The sequence below is a fragment of the Aliihoeflea sp. PC F10.4 genome, assembly GCF_054612275.1.
On the sequence record NZ_JBTSWH010000001.1, the window covers coordinates 2,050,208 to 2,070,348 of the forward strand.

The window sequence follows — 20,141 nt, forward strand, 5'->3', positions numbered from 1 at the left end:
CGTGGCGCAAGCGGACGCGGCCTTCACCGAGCATCCGATTGCCATTGTCGGCGGTGGCATCGCCGGGCTGACAGCCGCCCTCGCCTTCGCCGAACGAGGCCTGCCGGTTCACGTGCTTGAACGCGCACCGGAACTTCGCGAAATCGGCGCCGGTCTTCAGATTTCCCCGAACGCCACGCGCATCCTCGACAGGCTCGGCGTCATCGACGCGCTCGACGGCCGCTATGCGGCGCCCGAAGCCGTCACCATTCTTGACGCCGCCAGTCTCAAGCAGATCGCCGAGGTGCGGCTTGGCACGTTCGGCCGCGAACGCTGGGGTGCGCCCTATCTCGTCGCGGCGCGCGGCGCGTTGCAATCGGCGCTGCTCTCGCGGGTAAAGCACGAAAAGCTGATCACGCTGACCACCGGCGTCGACGTCAAGGATTTCAACGTCGACAACGCGTTGCCGCATCTGGTTTTCGACGAGAACGGCACGGAGCAAACGTTGCCGACGCGTCTCATCGTCGGCGCGGACGGGGTGTGGTCCACAATCCGCGATCATGGCGGACCGGAAGGTCAGACGCGCGCCATCGGCACCGTTGCCTGGCGCGCGACGCTCGGCATAGGGGAAGGCGCGGCGTTTCGCCGGATCGCGACCGACGACCGCGTGACGACATTCGCGTCGCCGAAATTCCATGCGGTCGCCTATCCACTTGGCGACGGCGCGCTCAACGTCGTCATCATCACCAGCGGGACGCTGTCCCGCACCGGCTGGGTGCGCGAGGGCGATCCCGAATTGCTTTCGCGTCTCATCGAAAGCGCGCATCCGGCGATTGCCGAACTCGTATCTGCGGTGCCGAATTGGACGATGTGGCCGCTCCACATCGCCAATCCCAATTGCGGCTGGACGCATCCGAACGGCCTCGCGCTGATCGGCGACGCCGCCCATGCCATGGCACCGTTCGCTGCGCAGGGTGCGGCCATGGCGATCGAAGACGCCGACGTTCTTGCGGGGCTGGTGGCCGAAAACGAACTCACCGACGCCCTCGCCCGCTATGTCGCGCTGCGCCGTCCGCGGATACGACGCGTGGGACTGCGCGGTGGCCTCAATCAGTTCGCATGGCATGCGAAAGGCCCCGTCGCGCTGGCGCGCAATCTCTTCCTCGGAACACGCTCGCCAGAGAAGCTCGCGGCCGATCTCGACTGGCTCTATGGATGGAGAACTGAAGCGGATGGCTGATGACCACTGCTATCGTCAAACTTTCCGATAGACCGGAGCTTGCTGCGATTACCGCCCGATGGCGCTGGGACGCGTTCTTTCGGGAAGACGGCATCGATCTTTTTGATATCCAGCAGCAGGAAAAGATCGCCGCTGCACGGGACGATCTTTTTCCGACGGTTCTCGTCCTTCTGGATGACGAGCAGCCGGTCGGCATGGTGGCGTTATGTCTGGACGATCTGGACGGTCGCCCGGACCTCAACCCATGGCTTGCAGGACTTTATGTCGAGCCGGCCCATCGTGGCCGAGGCCATTCGCGATTGCTGATCGAAGCGCTCGAGGCGTTTGCACTCACTGGCGGCATCGATCAGCTCTGGCTTTATACCGCCTCTGCGCAAGAGCTTTACGAGAAAGCCGGGTGGCAGACAGCCGAAACCTTCGAAAAGGGCGTGACGCCCTTTTCCATCATGCGAAAGAACCTTTGACGATCAGCGTCAGTGTAGAATCTGGCTGAGGAACAGCTTCGTACGCTCGTGCTGCGGATTGTCGAAGAACTTCTCCGGCGTGTTCTGCTCGACAATCTGGCCCTGATCCATGAAGATCACGCGGTTGGCGACCTGACGCGCGAAGCCCATTTCGTGGGTCACGCAGATCATGGTCATGCCTTCTTCGGCAAGGCCCACCATCGTTTCCAGCACTTCCTTGATCATTTCGGGATCGAGCGCGGAGGTCGGCTCGTCGAACAGCATGATGCGCGGGTTCATGCACAGCGAGCGGGCGATCGCGACGCGCTGCTGCTGACCGCCGGAAAGCTGACCCGGATATTTGCTGGCCTGCTCGGGAATCTTGACGCGCTCGAGATAGTGCATCGCGATTTCCTCGGCCTTCTTCCTGGGCATCTTGCGAACCCAGATCGGCGCGAGCGTGCAGTTTTCCAAAATCGTCAGATGCGGGAACAGGTTGAAGTGCTGGAACACCATGCCGACTTCGCGGCGCACCTCGTCGATCTTCTTCAGGTCGTTCGTCAGTTCCTTGCCGTCGACGATGATCTGGCCCTTCTGGTGCTCTTCCAGACGGTTGATGCAGCGGATCATGGTCGATTTTCCCGAACCCGAAGGCCCGCAGACGACGATGCGCTCGCCTTGCATGACCTTCAAGTTGATGTCCCTAAGGACGTGGAAATCGCCATACCATTTATGCATGTCGACGATCTCGATCGCCACGTCCGTGTCGGACACCTGCATTTTGGAACGATCGATCGAACGGTTGTCGGCAGCGACTGCGTTTTCGGTAGCCATGTTCATTCCCCTTGGCGCGTGGCCTTATTTTTTGTGCCCGGTGTCGAGCCGACGTTCCATGAAGATCGAGTATCTCGACATGCCGAAGCAGAACAGCCAGAAGACAAAGCCTGCGAAGATCAGGCCCGACATCGGGGTCTGCGGCGACGCCCAGCTCGCATCGGCGAAGTTCTGGCGCACGATGCCGAGCAGATCGAACATGCCGATGATGTAGACGAGGCTTGTATCCTTGAAGAGGCCGATGAAGGTGTTGACGATGCCCGGGATGACGAGCTTCAGCGCCTGCGGCAAAACGATAAGCCGCATGGATTGCCAATAGCCGAGCCCGAGCGAGGCCGCGCCTTCATACTGCCCCTTCGGGATCGCCTGCAAACCGCCGCGCACCACTTCCGCCATATAAGCGGACGCGAAAATCGACAGGCCGACGAGCGCGCGCAGGAAGCGGTCGAACGTCATGCCGGCCGGCAGGAAAAGCGGGAGCATGACGCTCGCCATAAACAGGACCGACACCAGCGGCACGCCACGTACCGTCTCGATGATGATCACGCAGATCATCTTGATGACGGGCAGCTTCGATCGCCGTCCGAGCGCCAGAAGGATACCCATCGGCAGCGAAACGACGATCGCGACGAAGGACAGGACCATGGTGACGAGCAGCCCGCCCCACAGCGAAGTCGGAACGTAGCGCAATCCGAAATGACCGCCGACCAGAAGGAAATAGGCGGCAATCGGAAACACGACGAAGAAGAGTGCGGCATTGATCGCCTTGAAGGGAATGCGCGGGATCAAGAGCGGCACGAGAAGCGCGACGAAAGCGATCGCCGTGTAGTCGACCCGCCAACGCTCGAACACCGGGTAGCGGCCATACATGAACTGCGAGAACTTCGCATTCACGAAAGCCCAGCACGCGCCCGACCAGCCGTCAGGCTGGATGCCGCCCTGGCTGACCGTGGCACAGACCTCGCGGTTCGCGCCGGTCCACACGGAATCGACGAAGGCCCAGCGCAGGAAGTTCGGCAAGGTGTAGGCCAGGATCAATATCGCAAAAAGCGTCAGTACGGCGTCGATCGGCGTGGCGAAAAGATTCTTGCGCAGCCATTTGACGACGCCGCGATCCCGTTGCGGCGCCGACTGCGCATTGATCATTTCCATGCGGACATAGGAGAGATCATGTTCCTGCATGGTCTTACCTTTCCACCAGCGCCATTTTGGCGTTGTACCAGTTCATGAAGCCAGAGGTGAGAAGACTCAGCCCCAGATAGACCACCATCCAGATCGCAACGACCTCGATCGCTTGGCCGGTTTGGTTCATAGTTGTCTGACCGATCGCCACCAGATCCGCATAGCCGACTGCGATCGCGAGTGACGAGTTCTTCGTCAAATTGAGATACTGGCTGGTCAGCGGTGGGATGATGATGCGCAGCGCCTGCGGCACGACCACTAGTCGTAAGGTGCGGCGCGGCGACAGGCCGAGCGAATAGGCCGCCTCCGACTGCCCTTTCGACACGCCGAGCACACCGGCGCGAACGATCTCGGCGATGAACGAGGCCGTGTAGAAGGAAAGCGCCAGATAGAGCGACAGGAACTCCGGCCGGATAGTCCAGCCGCCGCGAATATTGAAGGTCGACAGTTCCGGCAGTTCGACCGTGGCGGGGGAGCCAGCCAGAAAATAAGTGATGACCGGCAGACCGATAAAGATGGCGAGGCCGACCCGGAACATCGGGAAAATCTTGCCCGTTGCGGCCTGTCGCCGGCGTCCCCAGATGCTGAGGCCGATAATGATCACGACAGCCGCGACGATCGCCGCGAGGATGACCCAGGCTGCTTCCGACCAGATGATCCGCGGCAAGAAGAGGCCGCGATTGTTGAGGTAGGAGCCGAGCGGAAGATCGACGCTGTCACGCGGCCCGGGCAGCACCGACAGAACGCCGAGATACCAGAAGAAGATGACGAGCAGCGGCGGGATGTTGCGGAATACCTCCACATAGACCGTGCAGATGCGTGCGATCAGCCAGTTCTTGGACAGACGACCGATGCCGACGATGAAACCGACGATGGTGGCGGTAACGATGCCTGTCACCGCGATGAGCATCGTGTTCAACAGCCCGACGATCAGTGCGCGTCCGAAAGTCGAATTCGACGAATAGGCGATCAGCGATTGGCTAAGATCGAAGCCGCTGCGACCATTCAGGAAGCCAAAGCCGGACGCGATATTCGCGCGGCGCAGGTTCTCGGTCGTGTTGCCGACGATCCACCAGATAAAAGCGACAATCGCGACAGCGACGACGATCTGAAAGAAAATTCCACGAATTTTCGGATCGTTGATCAGTGACGCGCGCGCAGGCTCAGCGCCGCGCACTTGGGTTTGCGAAGCCATCATCCCTCCGGCCGCAAAAGGCGGAAGGCGGGACAATCCCGCCTTCCGTAGATCAATCGAGGATCAGCGGATCGGCATCGCGTATTGCAGACCGCCGTCGGTCCACAAGGCGTTCAGGCCGCGCGAGATCGCAAGCGGGCTGCCCGCACCGATGTTGCGGTCAAAGATCTCGCCGTAATTGCCAACTTCGCGGATGATGTTGACGACCCAGTCGTTTTCGAGACCGAGACCCTCACCGATGGTGGAATCGTCTTCCTGGCCGAGAATACGACGGATTTCCGGATTTTCCGAATTCATCATCTCTTCCAGATTGTCCTGGGTGATACCCAGTTCCTCAGCCTGGATCATCGCGTAGAGCGACCACTTGACGACGTTGAACCATTGGTCGTCGCCCTGGCGAACGGCAGGTCCAAGCGGCTCCTTCGAGATGATCTCGGGAAGAACGACGTGCTCGTCCGGGTTGGCAAGCGTCAGGCGCAGCGCGTAAAGGCCCGATGCGTCGGTCGTGTAGGCGTCGCAACGGCCTGCTTCATAAGCGGCGTTGGTCTCTTCGAAGCCCTGGAAAACAACGGGGTTGTATTCCATGTTATTGGCCGCGAAATAGTCCGCAAGGTTCAGTTCGGTCGTCGTGCCCGACTGGACGCAGACGGCCGCACCGGAAAGCTGAAGCGCCGAGTTGATGTCCGGCAGGGCGGTCGAGTTGATCATGAAGCCCTGGCCGTCATAGTAGTTGACGCCCGCAAAGGTCAGACCCAGCGTCGTGTCGCGGCTGAGAGTCCAGGTCGTGTTGCGCGACAGAAGATCGATCTCGCCCGACTGCAGCGCGGTGAAGCGCTCGGTCGCGTTGGTCGGAACGAAGGTCACGGCTTCGCCGTCACCGAAGACGGCGGCAGCCACCACGCGGCAGAAATCTGCGTCGAAGCCGGCCCATTCACCAGCGTCGTTCGGCGCGGCGAAACCGGCAAGGCCGGTATGGACGCCGCACTTCACGGAGCCGGCCGACTTGACGTCGTTCAGCGTCTGCGCCGAAGCAGCCGAAACGCCGAGCGCCATGACGGCGCCTCCGAGAATACCCACCAAAAGCTTGTTCATTGCCCACTTACCCTCTGATTTCGAAGCATGTTCCTATGCTTCGTCTTGTTATATTTCCGGAAGCGGCCGCTCGGTCGCCTGACCGTCACGACATCGCCTCATTGTCGGCGACCGACATTGTGCTCCCATCCACAACCGGCATCGAAGGCCATAAATTTTGCTGGGTCAAGCCTGAAAGCGTCTGTGGCCCTGTCCGAACGTCATGATTTCGACACGTTCCCTAACGTCGCGCAGATGCGCGCCATTGCCCAGCGGTTGAGCACATCGCTTGCGTTGCACGGAATCGGGCAGAGCGCTATGGCTTGGCGGCGAGATTGCAACAAGTGGTGGATAAGCATGACCAAGGATCACGACCGTCGCGGACCGAATACCCGCCTCGCCCATAGCGGCTACCAGCCGCGCGACTTTCATGGGTTCGTCAATCCGCCCGTTGTCCATGCCTCGACCGTGCTTTTCAAGGATGCCGCGACCATGGCGGCGCGCAGTCAAAAATACACCTATGGCACGCGCGGTACGCCCACGAGCGACGCGCTTTGCGATGCGATCAACGAACTCGAAGGCTCAGTGGGGACGATCGCTGTGCCGTCAGGCCTTGCCGCCGTCACCATCCCGCTTCTGGCGTTTTGCAGCGCGGGCGACCACGTGCTTCTGGTCGATTCGATCTACAATCCCACACGCCGTTTCGCCGATACGATGCTGACGCGCCTTGGCATCGAGGTCGAATATTACGAACCGGATATCGGTGCCGGGATCGCCGCGCGGATGAAACCGAACACCAAGGTCGTCTTTACCGAGGCGCCCGGCTCCAACACCTTCGAAATGCAGGACATTCCGGCAATCGCCAAGGCCGCCCATTCAGGCGGCGCGGTCGTCATGATGGACAACACATGGGCAACGCCGCTCTATTTCCGGCCGCTCGACCACGGCGTCGACATTTCCATCCATGCCGCGACCAAATATCCCGCGGGCCATTCCGATGTTCTTTTGGGCACCGTTTCGGCCAATGCAGCGACATGGGAAACGCTCTGGGACACTTATCTAACGATGGGCGTGTGTGCTGCGCCCGATGACGTCTATCAGGTTCTGCGCGGCCTGCGCACGATGGGGGTTCGGCTTGAGCGCCATCGGGAAAGCGCGCTTACGCTTGCAAGCTGGCTGGAAAGCCGCGAGGAAGTTGCGCAGGTTCTGCATCCCGCGCTCGAAAGCCATCCCGATCACGAACTGTTCAAACGGGACTTCAAGGGTTCGAGCGGCATCTTTTCGATCGTCCTGGCGAACGGCGGCACCCGCGAGGCGCACGCATTCCTCGATGCATTGCAGATTTTCGGCCTCGGCTATTCCTGGGGCGGCTATGAAAGCCTAGCCGTCCATGTCGACCTTTCCGACCGGACCGTTTCGCGCAAGGATTATGGCGGGCCGGTGATCCGGCTTCAAATCGGCCTTGAGGACGTTGCAGACATCAAGGCCGACATCGAACGGGGGCTCTCCGCCGTCACCTCATGACAAAGGCGACGGCAAAAGCGTATTTTGCCCCTTGCGAAGCGTTGCGTGACCCACTAGTCAGGCAAACATCAGCCCGGCAGTCGGAGCGTAGCGCAGCCTGGTAGCGCATCTGGTTTGGGACCAGAGGGTCGCAGGTTCGAATCCTGCCGCTCCGACCATCGGGACGGAACGGAGACCAAGATGTCCGCACGCATTTTCAGCCCATCCAAGACCGCCATGCAGTCCGGCAAGGCCAAGACCGGCTTCTGGGTCCTCGAATTCGATCCCGAGCAGCCGCGCAAGATCGATCCCCTGATGGGATATACGAGCTCGGGCGACATGAAGAGCCAGATCCGCCTCACCTTCGAGACGAAGGATGAGGCGATTGCCTATGCGATGCGCAACGGCATCGAGTTCCGCATCCAGGAGCCCAAGGACGCGCGCCGCCGCCAGATTTCCTATGCGGAAAACTTCCGCTACGATCGCAAAATCCCCTGGACGCATTAGTCCCGGCAGGTTTGGTCCCGTAGCTCAGTTGGATAGAGCACCGGCCTTCTAAGCCGATGGTCGCAGGTTCGAATCCTGCCGGGATCGCCAATAAAATCAACGACTTAACCTCCCTACCCTTTCACCCTCATGTCGCGCCATGTTGCAACTGACGATCCTTGGTTTGCAAGGGTTTTCATTGACGCGCGGCTACTCGACGCGACATGAACGCAACAAAAAACCTGGCTTGCGTGCTCGTATGACACGAACGCCAGCTGATTGATGTTGCCATGACGGCAATGCCTTTATGCCGAAGGAGGGAGTATGATCGCTTTCACCCTTGAAGAAGTTGCCGCAAAGCTCAGCATAACCAGCGATGACGTTCCCGATCCCAAGCGCCACGTACGCCATTTGATCCGCCGTCACGCCATACCGTTCGTTCGATGCGGGCGCACGGTCAAACTTCGCCAGGAGCAAATCGTAATGCTTGCCGAGAAGATGATCGAGAACCCGTGCTCGTTCGAGCCTGTAGCCCAGCCGTCACCGACAGAGCGGTCAGGAAGGCGAAAGCGCAGCACTGTTCCGCCAGTTGCAAATCCGCTAGCTCGCTCATCCAAACGGCGTTCGGACTAAGTGCCGAGAGCGGAACAATCGCAAGCTATCGTGGTTACTGTGTTGTCGCTTGCTCGATGTCCCCCGCGTCGCAGTGACAACTCCTGAGTAAGTATGGACGGTCGGTGCTCCCCCAGCACCGGCCGTCTCTTATCTCAAACCAAGAAAGTTTCCTCATGGACGATCGGTTCGCTTACCCACCGCGCGGCCTCAGTCGCGAAGCGGCGGCCCGCTACATCGGCGTCCGCGTGATGACGTTCGATGACATGGTGCAAGACGGTCGAATGCCCCGTCCCAAGAAACTCGATTGCTCTATCGTTTGGGATCGGGTGGCTATTGATACTGCCTTCACGAAGTTGCCAGAGACACAAAGCGGCAACAGCGCTCAAGCAGGACGGCGGGACGTTGATGTCCAGGGCAAGCCACGGGCTTACTCGCCGCGAACCCTTGCGGAGCGCTGGCGCTGCTCTGACGGACACGTGCGCAACATGATCGACAGGGGAGAGCTGACAAGCTTCCACCTTGGAAAGCTGCTCCGTATTTCAACGGAAGAAGTCGAGCGATATGAAGCGAATAATATGATTTATCCGAATGCCTCCAAGGCGTAGTGCGGCGCGACGTGCGTTTAGTGCTAACAGAATTCAGATGGTCCAAAGATAGGTTACACGTAGTGAGCGATAACCGCCCCCCCATTGAACATGACACACCCCTAACGCTCAAAGAGGCTTGCGAAATCGTATTTAGAGGAAAGATCTCGCCTGCTACACTTCGGGCAGAAGCGTCTCGCGGACGCCTTGTGATTGAGAGAATAGGCCGCAGAGATTTCGTGACGCTCGCTGCGATTGATGCAATGCGCGAGAAATGCAGGGTGGTGCCAGATGGTCAAGGCTATGAAAAAGGTCAAGTGCATCGAGACCTACTGCCGTCGGCTGACCGGGCTGCCATAGCGAATGCTGCTGCAAAAAATAACGCCGTTGCTTTACGGTCCTCGGGGCAGAATGCCGTGAGGCGGATGCTTCAAAAGCGCAAAGAGGCGGCCCGCGCGACTAAGGGGAAATCTTGACAAAGCGCTTGGCGATATCTGCAGCGCAGATCACCGCTATTTGCAAAGGTGCGGCAGAAGCGGGGTTCGTTGCGGAAGTTGTGATCGATGGCGTAGTCGTGCGGTTGCTTCCAGAAACACATGCAACTGTTCTCAAGACTGTTGATGATGATATCGTAGTCAGGTTCTAAAGCGCGCGTTGTCAACGAGTTGAAGCCTTGAATATGTGTGGCTTGCGACTCAAAGCACGGCATGCTTCGTTAGGCTTATGACCCGCCTCTCCGACCTATCCACCGCGCAAATCCGCATGATGGCGAAGCTGGACGACGGCTTCCCGCACGAGGACAGCGTGGGCCGCGAGCTTGAGGACATCAAAGGCCCGGATCACATGACTGTCGCGCGGCTCGTTGACCTGGGGCTGGTCGAGTTGGTGCCGGGACGCGGGATGCAGTTCTGGTTTCGGCTAACTGAGAAGGGCCGAAAGGTGCGCGAGGAAGGCGAGGCCTAGGCTTTCTCAGCTTCCAGAACGTATAGACGGTACAGTTTGCCGGCCCGGAGCGCACGCCTCGCTGTGATCTTGATCGGGAACCCTGAAGCCAAGGCATCTAGGTAAATGTTTGGCGTAACATCAAACTCTGGATCGCGAATTTCAGCGGCTTGATACTCGTCACCCTCCAAGACCAGTCGAAGGGCCTTCGATCTTTTTATGACGCCATCGACAGTGACGACGAGTGTTTCCTTGTCAGTCAATTCGATTTCCTCTCGCGAACGGATCGCCTCGGCAGTTGGCTCGTCAATGATCGTCTGGCTTCCAGAGGCGTCACCGATCCGAAGCTCCGACGCCGTGCGCCCAACCGGCTCCACCATCTGCTTTGCTGCCGGGGCAAGCTGCTCGACAACAGCCAACAGCGTGCGCTGCCAAGCTTCCGTGGTCGCTTCATAGCTGCGATTGTTCTCTTTTAGAACTTCCGTCATGGCGTCCATATAGACCTGCGCATCGCTCTTCCGACCTCCATGCCATAATAACAGCCAAGAGAGGAAGTTCCTAATAAAATCAACACCATATGTCTTAATAACTTCACCGACAAGCGGTAAAACCCAAGGTACATTCTCAATGATTGCCGGGATCGTCACAGACCCCTTTTCTGGCGCTCCTGCCGCGATGTATAGGTCTGGAACACGCTCGCGACCCTTCGGCAGCCGCCCGTGAATTAGAATAACCAGGCTTGTTGAAACGGCCTTGTCGAGGCCGATCAAGCTCGCGCCAAGTTGCCGTGCGTCAACCACATGGTGCAAAGCCTCGCGACCATCGAACTCAAACTTCAGTTGATGCAATTTATCTCTCCCATGCCCCGATAGCATGGAAGCAGATCAGCTTAAGGTTGTGGAGTCTTCGAGGGCCGATTTCTCACCTGCCCCTAGAGATATAACCTTCTATCTCTGAGCCTGATGGACTTCTCGTCGTGGCAGCGGCATCATCGACGCCCACCGGAGTTCCACCATGACCGGCAACCATGCCCAACCCAAAACACCGAAACTAATCGTCGTGATTGCGTTCGACCGGACCGACGATGGCGAGTTGGTGACGGCGTTCGGGCCGCAGGACTATGCCACCGAGGACCGCGCGATCCGTCAAGCAAAGACCATTGCACCGAGCCATGCCGGCGTCATCGCATGGAGCCGTGAGGCCAATCCCGATATCGGCGAATATGGCGAACCGACGACGCTGTTCGTCAGCGGCGACGTGCCGGACATGGAATAGACAATAGTACTTTGCCCAAGCGCAAGGCAGTCTTGTGATGCCGAGCGGTTGGTGCTTCGATGTTTACATTAATGCCTCCATGCAGCCGGTGACAGCATGACGCCAGACGACCTTGACCGTGCGCTGCACACGATTCGCTGGACGCCGGATATTCTTGCCCGCGCGCTGGGATGCGACGTGTCACTCGTTCACGCATGGCTCGATGGCAATGCCGAAATCCCAATGACGACCGGCATATGGATCAAGATTGTTGCGGAGCACCACCGCGCGCTAGAACATGAGATGCCGAGAACGGTCAAAGGCAAGCGCTATGAGGCGTGATATCGGGTAGAAGGTCGACGGGCCTATCAGGCTCGATTCGAGTTCAGGGGTACGGGGCATGACTTTCACAACTGATATGCAGCTTAACAAGCTGGGGTACAACAGAGAGCGCGAGGTCGTGGAATTCTCGATGCGTCGCAGCTTCGACAATACGGCTATTGTCATCAACGGCGAGGTGCCAGTGATGATGCTATCTGCCGGCGATATTCGTGGATTTGCCAAGGCAGCTGTGCGTCAGGCCTTGTTGGACGCTGCTGCGGCTTTGGCCGAGCCGGACGATACAGAGGACGACACGGCTGAAGAAGGCACTCGGCCGGAAGATCTGAATGCAGCCAATGATGACTGAATGTAGACAGGCGGGAGGGCCAGATGAAACTACATTCTAAAGGCATTGAACTTGTTGTGGAGCTTCTTGAGGCAGCCGAACACGTCGAGCAATTCTCTGCCGACGAACAGCGCAAGCTCCTGCGGGAAGCGGCACACGTTCTGGCTGATCTGCTCAAGCGAGACATGCCGCATAGAGTGCGCGAGGAAGGCGGGGCGTGACACTAAGCAGCTTCGCGCTCCTTGCCACATCCATAATGATCTTTGTCGGCGCAGCGAGTTCGGCAAAAGCATGGGCGCTGTCAGCCAACAGCATCGCGTGGCTTGCGCTCACCCTCGCCCTCTACACGATCGGCAATCTGATTATGCTCCGATTGATCCGCGACGTTGGCATGGGTGTTGCACTGAGCTTGTCGGCCGTTGTGCAACTTGTCGCAGTAAATGTCGTGGCGATTGCGTTCTTTGGTGAGCGCGTCACCCCCGTGCAGATGGCTGGGCTAGTCCTTGCTGTGATAGCGGTAGCGCTTATAACCCTTAGTCCAGTCCAGACGTAATCGGCACAAGGCCGCGTCCCGCTGAGCGTGACAACGACTTCAGCCCTTGAACTTCGAAAATGCCGTACCAAAATATTTCATCGCCGCCCGGTGATGGCGGATTAGTTGCTGTAAACGCTCAACAAATGAGAGGATGAGATGACGAGCAGAACCTTCGCGAAACCGGTCTATCTGAAGGATGGGAAGACCCTCGTGCGGGAAATCACCAATCTGGAGGATGCGGTCGAATTCCTGATGGATTGGCCGGACGACAAATGTGACGCGATGCACGAAGCGACGCTTCGAACATGCATCATGGCAAGTGACGGGCTGAAACCCGTGAAAGTGGCTCGCGACGCTCTTCGCGGCTTTGCTTTGCGCAAGGGAATTCTTGAAAATGAAGCCACGGCCCACCCGTGGATGGTCAAGCCCGGCCCTGGTGGGCGCGTGCCTGCCTGAGCCATTCGCTGTGATCCTGCATAGGAGGATGCAATGCTTGCGAAGCCATTCGAGAAGCCCATCCGGGTATTGACAGGGCTGGGATTTCCCAGACAGCTCAACACAGTTGCTGATGCCTACCAGATGCTTTTGAACTGGTGCGGCAACAGCCCGGAGCAGAAAGCAGCGATCCGCGCCTGCAAGTCTGCTCTGGCTGGGGACGTGAATGCCGAGACTGCGCGAGGTGCGTTCGTTGCCTTTGCACAGAAGAAGGACATTCTAGTTGAAGACGGTAGTTTGCCGCCCCTGAACATTATCGGAAGCGATAACCACGTTTAATCCATCTACAGATGCGAGGGCGGTCTGGCACGCCGCCCTCCATTCGCGCTGTGATGGATGACAAAGTGGTAGCGAGACGGAAAGCCTCTAGATCGCACGGCTGGAACGGGAGGCTGCTGATGCGGCGTTGGGTGCGCATGAAGCCACTCGAAGCCCAAGCGACGTGCGGCATCAGAAAAGATCTGAACGCAAGAGCACGCAATTCTGATGAGCGCGGTCCGCATTAAAGCGTTCAGCACTTCAACGATTTTCAGCGGTCATTATCCATCGCCCACCACTCTTCGACCAAATCGTTTTTCGCGACGCGTAGGGTTGCAAGCGTGTTGCGAATCGCGCGGGTGGTTTCATCAAGCTGATGCAGCTTGAATCGCTCTGACAAATCACGGGCCGTGACAAGAAGTGCTTCAATGTCCTCCAGCTTCGAAACTTCGTCGCGGTGGAATTTCGGCATGCCGACCCTTTCAGCTATAATGAGTTTTGTACCCGTCGAACAATCTCATCTGGGTCGGTAGTACCGGATTGAAAGAGCCGGATGATCTGTAAAGCGTCGTTTTCTCGCTTTTCAGGTTCGGTGTTACCCAGACGCATGAGCACGGCGTCTAGCATCGCCAAATCCTCTTCGTCCAGTGTGCCGGATAGTTTCGAACGAATTGGCATAACCCAGCTCCTTTTTAGGTTATGCTCATATTGAGATTGCATCATCGCTCAATAGTAAATGACATGGTGACCGCGAAAAAGTGCGTTGGCTTGCCGGTCAACGGCGCTGCATGCGCATTTCGGCCCGCATTTCGCTCATCTCGCGCGTCATGCCTTCCACAGCCTCGACAAGTTCATGGCCGATCTTGCGGGCGCGTTCCTGATCCTGCCGATAATGCTCGACGACTTCCGCGAGCTGCCGCACGGATGAGCCGTCGACAAGCGCGCCCGCGACCGCGACCGTCGCATCTTCTGTCTTTGGTTGCGGTGCCCGCTTGCCATTGCGGAAGCCGAGACCGACTGCAAGGCCGGTGATGAGAATGACGATGGCATTGGCGAGCCGTTCGAAGTCCAGTCCGGCAATCCATTCCATCAAGCCCGCTCCGCAGCATTCTTCCCGACATCGGCCCATGACCGGTACGTGTTGACGACTTCGACCAGCACCATTGTCGACCAGGCGACGACACCAGACGGTGCGCCACCAACGTTCAGCCATGCCATCAGGAAGCCGAGCGAGACCTGCGACCAGACTATGACGCTGATGATCGAGGCGGTGGCACGGATATGCGGCGAGAAGGCAAATCCCTTGAAGGTGCCGTTGATCGTCAGGGCCAGCATGCGCACGACTGCGCAAAGACCGATCAGCATCGCCCAGACCGCTTCATCAGCCCAATAGGCGAGATAAGCATAGCTCGGGCTGACATCGAACATGTCAGGTGTGCCAACCAGCGAAGCCCAGAGCAGGAATGACGGCCACAGCATGATCCATTCAGTAACGCGGATCGGGAAATGGTCGGTGACGCCCCGGATGACGCGAACTATAATCAACCGACCGCTCCCGGTTCGACCGTCTGCGTCTTCGCTGCCTCGATCCGCGCGGCGGTGATATGTGGTCGGACGAGTTCGAGTATGCGCCCATCATCGAGGCCGAATTTTTTGACCGCGTCAGGGACCGACTTTCGAACGTAGTCTATCGCTACGCCGTTAGCGCCATTACGTGAACCGCGTGCGAGCGCAGCCAGCGCTGCGTTGGTTAGCGCTGATTGCAAAGCGTCACGGTGCTTTTCCTCAATATCGAGGCCTAGCTTCTGGAACCACCGCACAAGCGCGGTGACGAGCGCTGGCACGAGAATGGCGAGCAGCGCCGCAATGACGGGCGCAAGGATTTCAAGCAGAGTGTTCCACATATTCAGGCTCCAAGGGCTTCGAGTTCGTCCAGTTCGCGGCGGATGCGATCGATGATGGCGCGGTGGGGGCTGGGCTTCGTCGGCTCAAGCGCAGGAGGTCCGTCAATCATCTCGACATGATCGCGATGGACCCAGACCGAGAAACCGGCCGGCGTGGTGGCGTTCAGCCAGACGCCATCGAGACCATTGATCTCGACAAGCGTCCCTGCCTTCAGCGAGCCAGTGACATCGCCGTTCGGGCTATTGCGCGTATTGAGGACAGGTGCGGTCACACGACCGATGCCACCGGCCGGGACAGGCTCTCGTGGCGCGGCTGGAGCGTCAGCAGCCAAAAGCGCGGCAACCTCACGTCGAAGCTTGTCGCCCACCGCTCGCCCGCCAGTGACGGACGGGTCAAACGGCAACCGGATCACGTCCCATTTGGCACGTTGCGTGATGCCCAGGTTCGGCGGCACCTCGGCATGGAACAGGATGGTCTTGTCAGAGACCGGGATCTGATAGAACCGCGCATGTTCGGCAACGACGCGTACGAAGGCATCCCACTGAACCGCCGTCAGCGGCGCGCGACCCGCATTGAAAGGGCTTTCGACCGCGCCTGCCATCCCGCACATCGAAATGCCGATGCTATCGGTGTTGCAGTTCAGCGTGTGAGCCGCGTAGCCGTTCTTGATCGAGCCAGAATTCAGATCAATCGAAGGCGTGCCACGGATAACCTTACCGCTTCCCTCAACGAGGACGTGGTAGGCCTTCTTGTCGGTGTCGCTGGCTGCGTGATTGCCAGCCGTCCAATGACCGATGATCCGCTTCATGGGCACGCGCGGCATCCACGCCGCCGGGATGACAGACGTCATGACAAGTCCTTTCCCGCCGCGACGGCGTGATGCTGGAACGTTTGGTTGTGTTGAGATGTTGGTGAGCGACGCGCCTCTATCGGAAGCCGCAAACCTCAGGAGATATCAGATGCTGAAAGGCGGAATTTTATGGTTGATGGGCGTACCGCTCATCGTGGTGATCCTGCTCGTCATGTTCGTCTTCTGACGATCATCGATTTCAGTTTCAGGTAGCGATTCCCGAACATCAATTGGAGAACACAATGGATCACTCAAAGCACGTTCGTCTCACCCCCGCCGAGCTGACCGAGGACAATCTCGCCTCCGCAACAATTTACGGTCCGGGCGATGAGAAGATCGGCCACGTTTCGCATCTGCACGGAATGGGACCTGATGCAGAGGCTGTAATCGACGTCGGCGGCTTCCTCGGCATTGGTGCGAAGCCAGTAGCGGTGCCTGTTGGGCAGTTGGAATTCATGCGCGATGAAGGCCATCACGTCCACGCGGTGACGACTTGGACTAAGGATCAGCTGAAGGAAATGCCCGAACACACGCACTAGCTTGCGGCTGAATTCTCGATCGCTAATATGCTCTTGGCGACGCAGCAGTTGCCAGCGAGGTCGGTTGCCAAAACCCTCCAGGTTGAGACGGTCGGCCTCGCACCTTCATGAGGGCATCACGTGACCAGTGGCTACGACAAAGACCCGAACGGTTCACCAAGGGTTACGATCTCGACATGGATCGGGACGGTGATAGCTATCGCAGCTCTGATGGTGTTCGTCTGGAACACTATGAGCTAGGCGACGCCCACTCAATAACCGGAAACTCACCGATGAAATCCTCGACGCTGGGCTGCTCACGCTCGCCGGCCACGCGCAGCGACTTCCATCGCCACGTTCAAATCAACGCGCATGTAAACCATCCTTTGATCTCCAAGTAGATCGCTTGATTACGTAGGGGTAAGATGCCGCCCGGGTTGAGGGCTGGCACATGAAAATCAGCAAGGAGCTAAGGGAGCAGGCGCGTTCGCTGAGATACCATCAACGCAGAGCGCTAATGCGAATTGCCACCGGCCATGCGGGTCAATGGGGTGTCGGCCCGCAAAGCCGGCAGTATCTGCTGAATGCTGGCCTCGCCGTTTACCGTGTGAACGGTGTCAGTTCGCTCGTCCTCACGGAAGCTGGGACCGAGCTTCATAACGCCCTCAATGAACTCGGATGGCTACCACCGGATTGATCGATTGCCGACGTGCGGTAGTCTGTTAGAATGTGGGCGCGGCGTTCCTGAGAGCCGCTGCGGCCGGCGCTCGATAGCCACCCCCACCCACACCACGATGCGCCGGCCGACAGGGTCAATTCCCCCAATCGATCACCGGCAACTCACCGATAAAGTCCGCGACACTCGGCTGCTCGCGCTCGCCTTCCATGACCTTGTCGAGTTCTGCATAGGCATGCTGCCAGACGGCATCACGCCACGCGACGAACACCTGCGCCTCTGCGGCCCATGTCTCGTTCGTGCTGGCGACGTAGCTGGCGAGCGAATTGCCATTGTCGTATCTGCGCGACTGAGCTTGAGCGTCGACGTGCTGCTGGATCGCCGCGCGGAAGGTTTCGACGGTCGCGGCCTTCGCTTCGACCGCACGCTGAGCTGCGGTGATGATCTGGCTTGGCTCAGGCGTCCACATTGGCAGGCTCCACGTCGCTGATGTGTGGCAGTTCTGCAATGAAGACCGGCGTTATCGTTTCCGTTTCGTATGGGTATGAAGAAAACGGCTCGTCACCGGTGTTGTAATAAACCCAGCCAACATTTCGGTCGAACTTTACGACGCGCCATGTGCCAAGAAAATCGCAGGCTAGGCATTCACGCCCGTCCTCGAAAACATTCGGGGCACTCTCGATTGGGTACAGGTCAAGCTTCATCATCATTCTCCTCGTCTGCGGCCGGCTCGTCATAAGGCACGTTGATCGGCCCGTCTTCCGTCGCGGTGACCGGTTCTGGAAACGCAACAACCTGCGACGGGTTCGGGCCATGCGGCAGGATCAGCGTCAGATGGACCTCGCCATCCACCTTCTCGACTGGTCCGACGATCCAGTCGCAAGGAACCTCTGGGATCACGTCACCGTTGTTCAGCGTGTTGAAGTTGAACAGTTCACCGTTGATCCGAAGCCGGTCACCCGAAGTCTTTTCGAGCGTCAGGCTGTCATCGCGGCGCTGAGGTGAGAACGATATGCGCATCAGTAATTCCCCACTGCCACCCAGCAATCACCGACCGACAAGGTGTTTGATTGAGGGTGGCTTAAGACGTAACTGGCACCGGCATTTGAAACTATGGTCGTTCTAGCATCGGGCCTACCACCCCCGGAATCCCAAATGCTGGGAAAAAAGGCAGGAATTGCACTAAAGTTAACTGGAAATATTCTGGACAGCGTAGGTCCGGTAAAGATGCTTCCGTAAGCGGTTGTCATCGCACGACTGGTTGCCGCATAAACTTGCCAGCAAATCTGCACACCGTTGCTAAACCGGATGTACCGACCATTTCCATTGATGCCGTATTCGATGATCTGCGGTATGCGTGCTGCATCGAACACCCCGCTGATGATCTTCGATGCATCTAACCCTGGTATGCGTGCTGCATCGAACACCCCGCTGATGATCTTCGATGCATCTAACCCTGGTATGCGTGCTGCATCGAACACCCCGCTGATGATGTTGGTCGCGTCCGAGACGACTGCTCGCCACTCGCTCCAACTGGCACCAGTTCTAGTTCGTGAATAGACTGTGTAGTCCGCAGACCCATATGGAAATGCGACCTGCGTTCGATTTGCGCCATATGCAAAGTTCAATACGTAGAAGTATGTATTAACGACAGGTGCGGTAGCTGCGTTTGGCCCACCCGATGCAGACCGAAGCAATAGGGGTGCAGGCCCCGGATCGGTGTAATCGTTGAAGTTGCTGTCGAGTGGTGCGCCACCCTCGTTGGGGGCGTCAAGGTTTTGCATTGCCCCGACTGCACTGCGCGCTGCCGCACTATCCGCTGCACCGATAATCTCCCGGCCCTTAGCGCTCAGATCCGTCACGTCCATCGTGCCGGAGCCGGTGAAGAACGGCAGCTTGTTCGCAGCGCTCGTCAGGCCGGCGAATGCAGACAGGACGCCGCTCGATAGCGATGTAAGCAGCGTGCGTGTCGTGCCGACAATTTCGGACGGTGCCGGAACGACATAGACTTCGTAGGCCGCAGCCGTGCGAGCCGCACCGGGCCAGCCGCGCGCCAGCGTCAAGCTCGTATTGCTGTTCACCGACAGAATGCGCTCAGTCAGACCGCCCGCCCGGAACTGATCACCCGGCTTGACCGAACCAACCCAAAGCGTGCCTTGTCCAGTGACGACCGTGCCATTCGCCGCAACGCTTGCCGTGCCCTGGCTGTAGTACGAAATCAGCGCCATCAGCCGGCCTCCCCGGTGCTCTCGGGTGCCGCAGCCACCGCAGCCTGCAACTCAGCAACCGCAGCGCGCGACGTGTGAAGCTCATTCGCGAGCAACATGCAGCGCTTGCGAAGGAAGTCGTTCTCAGCAGCCAGTTCCTCGAGCATCGCCATTGGATGCACGCGGGATTGTGCCGGCGAGCCGCCAGCGTCGGTAGGTTCGGTCATGTGATGGTCTTCCTGTTAGGAGTTCGCGAGCGTGTTAGAGAGGGTCACGTACCGCCAAGCTGTGCCGGGCGCCGGGAAGACACTTCCGGTAAAAAGCGGAGGCTTGCCCGAGTAAAGTTCGAAGCCTGTGGCGCTCACCCGCACGGACCCCGCGCACCCCGCGACCGTCGTTGCCGCATCCGGAAATATCTGGCTCATGGCAAAGTGCAGACGCCTAGCCGAACCAACAATTTCGTATGGGATGACGATCGGCGGCATCGGGAAGGTTCGGCCGTGGCCCACAATGGCGCGTCGAAGATAGCCACCCATCCCGTCGCCACCAGAGTAATCGGCCGTGGTGACGGTGCCAGTCGCATATACAGTTGCAGCAACCAGTCGCGGGTCGAACAGCATGTTCGCCGGGGATGCGGTATCCACGTCATGCCCCGGCCGCGCGATCTGCGGGCCGTCTTTCGATAGACGCTGTCGAGGCATG

33 protein-coding genes and 2 tRNA genes are annotated in these 20,141 nt (G+C 58.8%); 19 read left to right on the forward strand and 16 right to left on the reverse strand.

The annotated features are described in order from the left end of the window. Position 1 precedes the first annotated feature (1 nt). The gene (locus ACX82Z_RS10300; protein WP_459588492.1) at positions 2-1,219 is read left to right on the forward strand and encodes an FAD-dependent oxidoreductase; all 1,218 of its coding nucleotides are present in this window, start codon (positions 2-4) and stop codon (positions 1,217-1,219) included. Next, positions 1,219-1,683 carry a GNAT family N-acetyltransferase gene (locus tag ACX82Z_RS10305; RefSeq protein WP_459588494.1) on the forward strand — a complete coding sequence of 155 codons (465 nt, stop codon included), beginning with the start codon at positions 1,219-1,221 and terminating at the stop codon, positions 1,681-1,683. Before ACX82Z_RS10300 ends, ACX82Z_RS10305 begins: the two co-directional genes overlap by 1 nt. A gap of 9 nt (positions 1,684-1,692) precedes the next feature. On the opposite strand, the gene ACX82Z_RS10310 is transcribed toward ACX82Z_RS10305, so the two are convergent. Genes ACX82Z_RS10310 through ACX82Z_RS10325 form a run of 4 tightly spaced genes read right to left on the reverse strand, consistent with a single transcriptional unit; the run spans position 1,693 to position 5,965 of the window. Then, positions 1,693-2,496, reverse strand: a complete 804-nt coding sequence (locus tag ACX82Z_RS10310) for an amino acid ABC transporter ATP-binding protein (RefSeq protein WP_459588495.1) — start codon at positions 2,494-2,496, stop codon at positions 1,693-1,695. 24 nt (positions 2,497-2,520) lie between these two features. Then, entirely contained in the window at positions 2,521-3,678 is a 1,158-nt protein-coding gene (locus tag ACX82Z_RS10315) for an amino acid ABC transporter permease (protein WP_459588497.1), read from the reverse strand. Positions 3,679-3,682: 4 nt separating this feature from the next. Next, positions 3,683-4,876 (reverse strand): amino acid ABC transporter permease, encoded by a 1,194-nt coding sequence (locus tag ACX82Z_RS10320; RefSeq protein ID WP_459588499.1) that lies wholly within the window; start codon positions 4,874-4,876, stop codon positions 3,683-3,685. Between the two features lie 60 nt (positions 4,877-4,936). Further along, positions 4,937-5,965, reverse strand: a complete 1,029-nt coding sequence (locus tag ACX82Z_RS10325) for an amino acid ABC transporter substrate-binding protein (RefSeq protein WP_459588501.1) — start codon at positions 5,963-5,965, stop codon at positions 4,937-4,939. Positions 5,966-6,301: 336 nt separating this feature from the next. Between ACX82Z_RS10325 and ACX82Z_RS10330 the strand changes: the two genes are divergently transcribed. The 8 genes from ACX82Z_RS10330 to ACX82Z_RS10365 all read left to right on the forward strand — a co-directional run bounded on the left by ACX82Z_RS10330 (position 6,302) and on the right by ACX82Z_RS10365 (position 10,095). Beyond that, complete coding sequence (locus ACX82Z_RS10330; protein WP_459588502.1) at positions 6,302-7,468, forward strand: cystathionine beta-lyase; 1,167 nt, start codon at positions 6,302-6,304, stop codon at positions 7,466-7,468. An 81-nt stretch (positions 7,469-7,549) separates the two neighbouring features. Then, positions 7,550-7,626: transfer RNA gene (locus ACX82Z_RS10335), tRNA-Pro, on the forward strand. 22 nt (positions 7,627-7,648) lie between these two features. Continuing rightward, complete coding sequence (locus ACX82Z_RS10340) at positions 7,649-7,954, forward strand: ETC complex I subunit (protein WP_459588503.1); 306 nt, start codon at positions 7,649-7,651, stop codon at positions 7,952-7,954. A gap of 13 nt (positions 7,955-7,967) precedes the next feature. After that, positions 7,968-8,044 (forward strand) — tRNA-Arg (locus ACX82Z_RS10345). Between the two features lie 213 nt (positions 8,045-8,257). Continuing rightward, complete coding sequence (locus ACX82Z_RS10350) at positions 8,258-8,566, forward strand: hypothetical protein (protein ID WP_459588504.1); 309 nt, start codon at positions 8,258-8,260, stop codon at positions 8,564-8,566. A gap of 155 nt (positions 8,567-8,721) precedes the next feature. Then, on the forward strand, positions 8,722-9,153 hold the full coding sequence (locus ACX82Z_RS10355) for a helix-turn-helix domain-containing protein (RefSeq protein ID WP_459588506.1): 432 nt from the start codon (positions 8,722-8,724) through the stop codon (positions 9,151-9,153). Positions 9,154-9,604: 451 nt separating this feature from the next. Continuing rightward, positions 9,605-9,778, forward strand: coding sequence for a hypothetical protein (locus ACX82Z_RS10360; RefSeq protein WP_459588508.1), 174 nt, complete (start codon positions 9,605-9,607; stop codon positions 9,776-9,778). A 77-nt stretch (positions 9,779-9,855) separates the two neighbouring features. After that, entirely contained in the window at positions 9,856-10,095 is a 240-nt protein-coding gene (locus ACX82Z_RS10365) for a hypothetical protein (protein ID WP_459588510.1), read from the forward strand. Here the strand turns inward: ACX82Z_RS10365 and ACX82Z_RS10370 are convergent. Continuing rightward, positions 10,092-10,922, reverse strand: a complete 831-nt coding sequence (locus ACX82Z_RS10370; RefSeq protein WP_459588511.1) for a DUF7946 domain-containing protein — start codon at positions 10,920-10,922, stop codon at positions 10,092-10,094. The genes ACX82Z_RS10365 and ACX82Z_RS10370 overlap by 4 nt on opposite strands. Before the next feature lie 166 nt (positions 10,923-11,088). Here ACX82Z_RS10370 and ACX82Z_RS10375 point away from each other — a divergent pair, with 166 nt between their 5' ends. The 7 genes from ACX82Z_RS10375 (at position 11,089) to ACX82Z_RS10405 (ending at position 13,304) form a co-directional block, all read left to right on the forward strand. Next, positions 11,089-11,349, forward strand: coding sequence for a hypothetical protein (locus ACX82Z_RS10375; protein ID WP_459588512.1), 261 nt, complete (start codon positions 11,089-11,091; stop codon positions 11,347-11,349). A gap of 96 nt (positions 11,350-11,445) precedes the next feature. Beyond that, entirely contained in the window at positions 11,446-11,670 is a 225-nt protein-coding gene (locus tag ACX82Z_RS10380) for a hypothetical protein (protein ID WP_459588514.1), read from the forward strand. Between the two features lie 58 nt (positions 11,671-11,728). After that, complete coding sequence (locus ACX82Z_RS10385) at positions 11,729-12,016, forward strand: hypothetical protein (RefSeq protein WP_459588515.1); 288 nt, start codon at positions 11,729-11,731, stop codon at positions 12,014-12,016. A gap of 23 nt (positions 12,017-12,039) precedes the next feature. Further along, a complete protein-coding gene (locus tag ACX82Z_RS10390) occupies positions 12,040-12,216 on the forward strand; it encodes a hypothetical protein (RefSeq protein ID WP_459588517.1) in 177 nt (58 codons plus the stop codon). Further along, positions 12,213-12,548 carry a hypothetical protein gene (locus ACX82Z_RS10395; RefSeq protein ID WP_459588519.1) on the forward strand — a complete coding sequence of 112 codons (336 nt, stop codon included), beginning with the start codon at positions 12,213-12,215 and terminating at the stop codon, positions 12,546-12,548. Before ACX82Z_RS10390 ends, ACX82Z_RS10395 begins: the two co-directional genes overlap by 4 nt. Positions 12,549-12,686: 138 nt before the next feature. After that, the gene (locus ACX82Z_RS10400) at positions 12,687-12,986 is read left to right on the forward strand and encodes a DUF982 domain-containing protein (protein ID WP_459588520.1); all 300 of its coding nucleotides are present in this window, start codon (positions 12,687-12,689) and stop codon (positions 12,984-12,986) included. 33 nt (positions 12,987-13,019) lie between these two features. After that, positions 13,020-13,304, forward strand: coding sequence for a DUF982 domain-containing protein (locus ACX82Z_RS10405; RefSeq protein ID WP_459588522.1), 285 nt, complete (start codon positions 13,020-13,022; stop codon positions 13,302-13,304). Positions 13,305-13,554: 250 nt separating this feature from the next. Here the strand turns inward: ACX82Z_RS10405 and ACX82Z_RS10410 are convergent, their stop codons facing one another. The 5 genes from ACX82Z_RS10410 to ACX82Z_RS10430 all read right to left on the reverse strand — a co-directional run bounded on the left by ACX82Z_RS10410 (position 13,555) and on the right by ACX82Z_RS10430 (position 16,038). Continuing rightward, positions 13,555-13,755: a hypothetical protein gene (locus tag ACX82Z_RS10410; protein WP_459588523.1), complete on the reverse strand. Its 201-nt coding sequence runs from the start codon at positions 13,753-13,755 to the stop codon at positions 13,555-13,557. Between the two features lie 303 nt (positions 13,756-14,058). After that, positions 14,059-14,373, reverse strand: coding sequence for a hypothetical protein (locus tag ACX82Z_RS10415; RefSeq protein ID WP_459588524.1), 315 nt, complete (start codon positions 14,371-14,373; stop codon positions 14,059-14,061). Continuing rightward, positions 14,373-14,828 (reverse strand): hypothetical protein, encoded by a 456-nt coding sequence (locus ACX82Z_RS10420; RefSeq protein WP_459588526.1) that lies wholly within the window; start codon positions 14,826-14,828, stop codon positions 14,373-14,375. The genes ACX82Z_RS10415 and ACX82Z_RS10420 overlap by 1 nt, the downstream gene beginning before the upstream one ends. After that, positions 14,825-15,187, reverse strand: coding sequence for a hypothetical protein (locus ACX82Z_RS10425; RefSeq protein ID WP_459588527.1), 363 nt, complete (start codon positions 15,185-15,187; stop codon positions 14,825-14,827). Before ACX82Z_RS10425 ends, ACX82Z_RS10420 begins: the two co-directional genes overlap by 4 nt. 2 nt (positions 15,188-15,189) lie before the next feature. Then, positions 15,190-16,038, reverse strand: coding sequence for an N-acetylmuramoyl-L-alanine amidase (locus ACX82Z_RS10430; RefSeq protein WP_459588529.1), 849 nt, complete (start codon positions 16,036-16,038; stop codon positions 15,190-15,192). A gap of 61 nt (positions 16,039-16,099) precedes the next feature. Here ACX82Z_RS10430 and ACX82Z_RS10435 point away from each other — a divergent pair, with 61 nt between their 5' ends. Both ACX82Z_RS10435 and ACX82Z_RS10440 read left to right on the forward strand, forming a co-directional pair. Further along, positions 16,100-16,225 carry a hypothetical protein gene (locus ACX82Z_RS10435; protein WP_459588530.1) on the forward strand — a complete coding sequence of 42 codons (126 nt, stop codon included), beginning with the start codon at positions 16,100-16,102 and terminating at the stop codon, positions 16,223-16,225. Between the two features lie 55 nt (positions 16,226-16,280). Further along, the gene (locus ACX82Z_RS10440; protein ID WP_459588531.1) at positions 16,281-16,577 is read left to right on the forward strand and encodes a PRC-barrel domain containing protein; all 297 of its coding nucleotides are present in this window, start codon (positions 16,281-16,283) and stop codon (positions 16,575-16,577) included. Between the two features lie 791 nt (positions 16,578-17,368). Here ACX82Z_RS10440 and ACX82Z_RS10445 read toward each other — a convergent pair. Genes ACX82Z_RS10445 through ACX82Z_RS10470 form a run of 6 tightly spaced genes read right to left on the reverse strand, consistent with a single transcriptional unit; the run spans position 17,369 to position 20,140 of the window. Further along, entirely contained in the window at positions 17,369-17,701 is a 333-nt protein-coding gene (locus ACX82Z_RS10445) for a hypothetical protein (protein ID WP_459588533.1), read from the reverse strand. Beyond that, positions 17,688-17,936 carry a hypothetical protein gene (locus tag ACX82Z_RS10450; RefSeq protein ID WP_459588535.1) on the reverse strand — a complete coding sequence of 83 codons (249 nt, stop codon included), beginning with the start codon at positions 17,934-17,936 and terminating at the stop codon, positions 17,688-17,690. Before ACX82Z_RS10450 ends, ACX82Z_RS10445 begins: the two co-directional genes overlap by 14 nt. Further along, positions 17,926-18,252, reverse strand: coding sequence for a hypothetical protein (locus ACX82Z_RS10455; protein ID WP_459588536.1), 327 nt, complete (start codon positions 18,250-18,252; stop codon positions 17,926-17,928). Before ACX82Z_RS10455 ends, ACX82Z_RS10450 begins: the two co-directional genes overlap by 11 nt. Beyond that, positions 18,252-19,460: a pyocin knob domain-containing protein gene (locus ACX82Z_RS10460; RefSeq protein WP_459588538.1), complete on the reverse strand. Its 1,209-nt coding sequence runs from the start codon at positions 19,458-19,460 to the stop codon at positions 18,252-18,254. The genes ACX82Z_RS10455 and ACX82Z_RS10460 overlap by 1 nt, the downstream gene beginning before the upstream one ends. Continuing rightward, positions 19,460-19,666 carry a hypothetical protein gene (locus ACX82Z_RS10465; protein ID WP_459588539.1) on the reverse strand — a complete coding sequence of 69 codons (207 nt, stop codon included), beginning with the start codon at positions 19,664-19,666 and terminating at the stop codon, positions 19,460-19,462. Before ACX82Z_RS10465 ends, ACX82Z_RS10460 begins: the two co-directional genes overlap by 1 nt. A 15-nt stretch (positions 19,667-19,681) precedes the next feature. After that, positions 19,682-20,140 (reverse strand): hypothetical protein, encoded by a 459-nt coding sequence (locus ACX82Z_RS10470; protein ID WP_459588540.1) that lies wholly within the window; start codon positions 20,138-20,140, stop codon positions 19,682-19,684. Between the last annotated feature and the right edge of the window lies 1 nt (position 20,141).

Bases quoted from the DNA above. Each gene is read 5' to 3' on its own strand.
- ACX82Z_RS10305 (WP_459588494.1), top strand. From the start codon at position 1,219: ATGACCACTGCTATCGTCAAACTTTCCGATAGACCGGAGCTTGCTGCG.
- ACX82Z_RS10310 (WP_459588495.1), bottom strand. From the start codon at position 2,496: ATGGCTACCGAAAACGCAGTCGCTGCCGACAACCGTTCGATCGATCGT.
- ACX82Z_RS10315 (WP_459588497.1), bottom strand. From the start codon at position 3,678: ATGCAGGAACATGATCTCTCCTATGTCCGCATGGAAATGATCAATGCG.
- ACX82Z_RS10320 (WP_459588499.1), bottom strand. From the start codon at position 4,876: ATGATGGCTTCGCAAACCCAAGTGCGCGGCGCTGAGCCTGCGCGCGCG.
- ACX82Z_RS10325 (WP_459588501.1), bottom strand. From the start codon at position 5,965: ATGAACAAGCTTTTGGTGGGTATTCTCGGAGGCGCCGTCATGGCGCTC.
- ACX82Z_RS10330 (WP_459588502.1), top strand. From the start codon at position 6,302: ATGACCAAGGATCACGACCGTCGCGGACCGAATACCCGCCTCGCCCAT.
- ACX82Z_RS10340 (WP_459588503.1), top strand. From the start codon at position 7,649: ATGTCCGCACGCATTTTCAGCCCATCCAAGACCGCCATGCAGTCCGGC.
- ACX82Z_RS10350 (WP_459588504.1), top strand. From the start codon at position 8,258: ATGATCGCTTTCACCCTTGAAGAAGTTGCCGCAAAGCTCAGCATAACC.
- ACX82Z_RS10355 (WP_459588506.1), top strand. From the start codon at position 8,722: ATGGACGATCGGTTCGCTTACCCACCGCGCGGCCTCAGTCGCGAAGCG.
- ACX82Z_RS10365 (WP_459588510.1), top strand. From the start codon at position 9,856: ATGACCCGCCTCTCCGACCTATCCACCGCGCAAATCCGCATGATGGCG.
- ACX82Z_RS10375 (WP_459588512.1), top strand. From the start codon at position 11,089: ATGACCGGCAACCATGCCCAACCCAAAACACCGAAACTAATCGTCGTG.
- ACX82Z_RS10380 (WP_459588514.1), top strand. From the start codon at position 11,446: ATGACGCCAGACGACCTTGACCGTGCGCTGCACACGATTCGCTGGACG.
- ACX82Z_RS10385 (WP_459588515.1), top strand. From the start codon at position 11,729: ATGACTTTCACAACTGATATGCAGCTTAACAAGCTGGGGTACAACAGA.
- ACX82Z_RS10390 (WP_459588517.1), top strand. From the start codon at position 12,040: ATGAAACTACATTCTAAAGGCATTGAACTTGTTGTGGAGCTTCTTGAG.
- ACX82Z_RS10400 (WP_459588520.1), top strand. From the start codon at position 12,687: ATGACGAGCAGAACCTTCGCGAAACCGGTCTATCTGAAGGATGGGAAG.
- ACX82Z_RS10405 (WP_459588522.1), top strand. From the start codon at position 13,020: ATGCTTGCGAAGCCATTCGAGAAGCCCATCCGGGTATTGACAGGGCTG.
- ACX82Z_RS10410 (WP_459588523.1), bottom strand. From the start codon at position 13,755: ATGCCGAAATTCCACCGCGACGAAGTTTCGAAGCTGGAGGACATTGAA.
- ACX82Z_RS10415 (WP_459588524.1), bottom strand. From the start codon at position 14,373: ATGGAATGGATTGCCGGACTGGACTTCGAACGGCTCGCCAATGCCATC.
- ACX82Z_RS10425 (WP_459588527.1), bottom strand. From the start codon at position 15,187: ATGTGGAACACTCTGCTTGAAATCCTTGCGCCCGTCATTGCGGCGCTG.
- ACX82Z_RS10430 (WP_459588529.1), bottom strand. From the start codon at position 16,038: ATGACGTCTGTCATCCCGGCGGCGTGGATGCCGCGCGTGCCCATGAAG.
- ACX82Z_RS10440 (WP_459588531.1), top strand. From the start codon at position 16,281: ATGGATCACTCAAAGCACGTTCGTCTCACCCCCGCCGAGCTGACCGAG.
- ACX82Z_RS10445 (WP_459588533.1), bottom strand. From the start codon at position 17,701: ATGTGGACGCCTGAGCCAAGCCAGATCATCACCGCAGCTCAGCGTGCG.
- ACX82Z_RS10450 (WP_459588535.1), bottom strand. From the start codon at position 17,936: ATGAAGCTTGACCTGTACCCAATCGAGAGTGCCCCGAATGTTTTCGAG.
- ACX82Z_RS10455 (WP_459588536.1), bottom strand. From the start codon at position 18,252: ATGCGCATATCGTTCTCACCTCAGCGCCGCGATGACAGCCTGACGCTC.
- ACX82Z_RS10460 (WP_459588538.1), bottom strand. From the start codon at position 19,460: ATGGCGCTGATTTCGTACTACAGCCAGGGCACGGCAAGCGTTGCGGCG.
- ACX82Z_RS10465 (WP_459588539.1), bottom strand. From the start codon at position 19,666: ATGACCGAACCTACCGACGCTGGCGGCTCGCCGGCACAATCCCGCGTG.
- ACX82Z_RS10470 (WP_459588540.1), bottom strand. From the start codon at position 20,140: ATGCCTCGACAGCGTCTATCGAAAGACGGCCCGCAGATCGCGCGGCCG.